Here is a 2,558-nt window from a genome sequence, read left to right as displayed (position 1 = left end):
CGTGTATAATTAATTGCTGGTTTTAGCCAATTTACGAAAGTCCTCGCGGACTTTCTTTGTCCGTAATTATTTACTAAATTAGTTGCTTGAAACACGCAACTAACCATACACAAACACGTTAGCAACTATTAAAAAAAAACATATGAACTTTTTTAGAAAATTATTTAAAAGCAAAAAAGAAAATGAAAAATCAGAACAAGGAAACATTCCTAAATCGAAACCCACGGGCAATCCTCAAACTGAACAGAAAAATAACTCTAAGGTTGGATTAGGAAATATTGCTACCAATGAATATTTTGACAAAAGGTATCAAGAAGATAAAATTGATAAATCTATATTGGAAGGCGTTTTAAAAATGATTGAAAGCTATTTTGTTGCTAATAAAACTAAACCAATAGTTAAAGAACCTATTAATCACCCTAAAAATTTAGACCAAACTATTGATGACGGATTTGGGTTTGTTATGTATTGCAAAGCAATGGAAATGGACGAAAATTATGCTGTTGGTCTATTAGCAATGGCTTTCAATGACTTTATGATAAAGAATCACGGATTTAAACTTTACAAGGATACTGAACCAGAATATCCTCTTAGAGATATGACACTTAAATATGATAATGAAGGAGCAAAACTTTCTTTGTATCCGATTGAATATACGGCAAAGGTTATAAATTATGAAGCCAATTTTAATGACTTATATGAAAGAATAAAAAGTAATTTAGAAACTATACCGACAGGTGATGAAGTTTTCAATAAATTAATGGGAAATTTAAAAAACACTACGGAAAAATAACAGTTGCTAACAATGTATATAAAAAATAGCGCAAGTCGTTGCTAACAAGATGGTTTGGGCATTTTTGGAAAGTCGCCAAATTTTTAAATTTGACGATTTCCAAGAAAAAAGATAAACAGTAAAATTTAAAAATCTGGCTTGTGTTTATCCGAAAAGAAACCGCTTATTTTCAGCGCTACTTTTCATATACTAACCGTTGCCCACAATTTGAAAAAACTGCTAACCATAACATTTTTAAGCCTGATTTTAACTTCTTGCGGGAATTTAGAAGAAGGTAAATTGATTTCGGAATTTAATGCAAAAGAAAGTTACCGAATTTGGACAACAGAAAAAAGAATCAACAAAAACGATTCTATATATTTCAACAGAAAATCATTTAAGGCTTTCGATTCTAAAAATCGTCTAATAAATGACAATAATTGGACATTCTATTATTACAATGAAAATCGGATTGATAAAATAAAATCAATCTACAAAAGAGAAGGAAAAGGAACAGCCAAAATCGACACGCAAAATTATATTTACGATAAAAATGGTTTATTAAAGTACATTGTTGAGAACCGTAAAAAAAATGACACAATTAAATCATTCAAATACGATTCAGAAAAAAATCTAATTGAAACCAAAACAAACTTCAGAACAATTACGCAAGAATTTGAAAATGGAGTTGTTAAAAAAAGAATTGAATCGGAACGAAATGCAGAGCCCAAAATTTCGGAATTTTATTATGACTCTCTAAATCGACCAATAACAGAGAATTGGAGTTTTAGCGGAAATCAGCGAATGAAAACAAGATTTGAGTATAACGAAAAAGGTAGGCTCTTTAAAGAAATAGATAGTTCTTTTAATCAAGGAACAAATCCGAACGAGTTTGTAGAATTTATGACTGAATACAAATTTGACAAAAACGATTCGATTGTGGAAATTATTAAATTAGGCAGAGTATTGAGCGAATCTGATTTTAAAGAGCGTGGAAAGACATTAATTGAACGGAAAAAAGAATAAAAACTGTGGGCAACACCGTATATAATTTATTGCTAGTTCTAGCCTACTTACGAAAATCCTCGCGGATTTTCTATTCGGTTTTTATTTGCTAAATTACGTGCTAAACCACGCAACAAACCATATACAAACACGTTATGTGCAAGCTGAAGAAAGATTCGAACTAAAAACAAAATGACTGAACAATCAATAATAAAACAGATTGGAAAACTAGCTGAAATCGATTTACGAAAACCGAAAGCAATTGGTAGTACAGGATTTTATTTAAAGTCATTTAAAGCGAAAAACACCGGAACTGAATCTCTGAAACTGGAATCGAAATGTAACTTTGAAAAGCGAACTGGCGGAATTTTATTACGTGCGAATTATTCCAATAAATTAATGGCTATTCCTATTCCGAATAAAAAAATAATCGGAATCACTCTAAAGCGTGGAAAAGAAAATATTGACCCTTTTTTTCTGTCACCAATGTGGATTTTATTAAAACTCGGAGTTTCTAAATTATACGCTCGATATTTTAGATTTAGACTTCACGAATATTCAATTGACCAAATGGAACTGAATATCGAAACGACTGATTATGAAATGGAGTTCATTGCAAATGGATATTTATTTGAGCGACAATTAAGTTTCTTTGAAAATCTGAATTACGGAAACAAATTAATAACGGAAATAAAAGCCAGCACATAACACCGTGTATAATTAATTGCTTGGTTCTAGCCTACTTGCGAAAATTCCTTCGGAATTTTCACGGGTTCGTAAA

At 30.8% G+C, this 2,558-nt stretch carries 3 protein-coding genes; all 3 read left to right on the top strand.

Annotation, left to right across the window (positions count from 1 at the left end):
- Positions 1 to 142 precede the first annotated feature (142 nt).
- The 3 genes from KO515_RS16070 to KO515_RS16060 all read left to right on the top strand — a co-directional run bounded on the left by KO515_RS16070 (position 143) and on the right by KO515_RS16060 (position 2,485).
- Positions 143 to 793 (top strand): hypothetical protein, encoded by a 651-nt coding sequence (locus KO515_RS16070; protein WP_191099485.1) that lies wholly within the window; start codon positions 143 to 145, stop codon positions 791 to 793.
- 207 nt (positions 794 to 1,000) lie between these two features.
- Positions 1,001 to 1,798, top strand: a complete 798-nt coding sequence (locus KO515_RS16065) for a hypothetical protein (RefSeq protein ID WP_215937357.1) — start codon at positions 1,001 to 1,003, stop codon at positions 1,796 to 1,798.
- 171 nt (positions 1,799 to 1,969) lie between these two features.
- Positions 1,970 to 2,485, top strand: a complete 516-nt coding sequence (locus tag KO515_RS16060; RefSeq protein ID WP_215937356.1) for a hypothetical protein — start codon at positions 1,970 to 1,972, stop codon at positions 2,483 to 2,485.
- Positions 2,486 to 2,558: the final 73 nt, after the last annotated feature.

The sequence above is a fragment of the Winogradskyella psychrotolerans genome, assembly GCF_018860545.1.
GTDB lineage: Bacteria > Bacteroidota > Bacteroidia > Flavobacteriales > Flavobacteriaceae > Winogradskyella > Winogradskyella psychrotolerans_A.
The sequence above is the reverse complement of the archived record's forward strand: the minus strand, read 5'-3'. Positions and strand labels throughout refer to the sequence as shown.

Excerpts from the sequence above, each read along its gene's own strand:
- KO515_RS16070 (WP_191099485.1), top strand. The coding sequence starts at position 143 with ATGAACTTTTTTAGAAAATTATTTAAAAGCAAAAAAGAAAATGAAAAA.
- KO515_RS16060 (WP_215937356.1), top strand. The coding sequence starts at position 1,970 with ATGACTGAACAATCAATAATAAAACAGATTGGAAAACTAGCTGAAATC.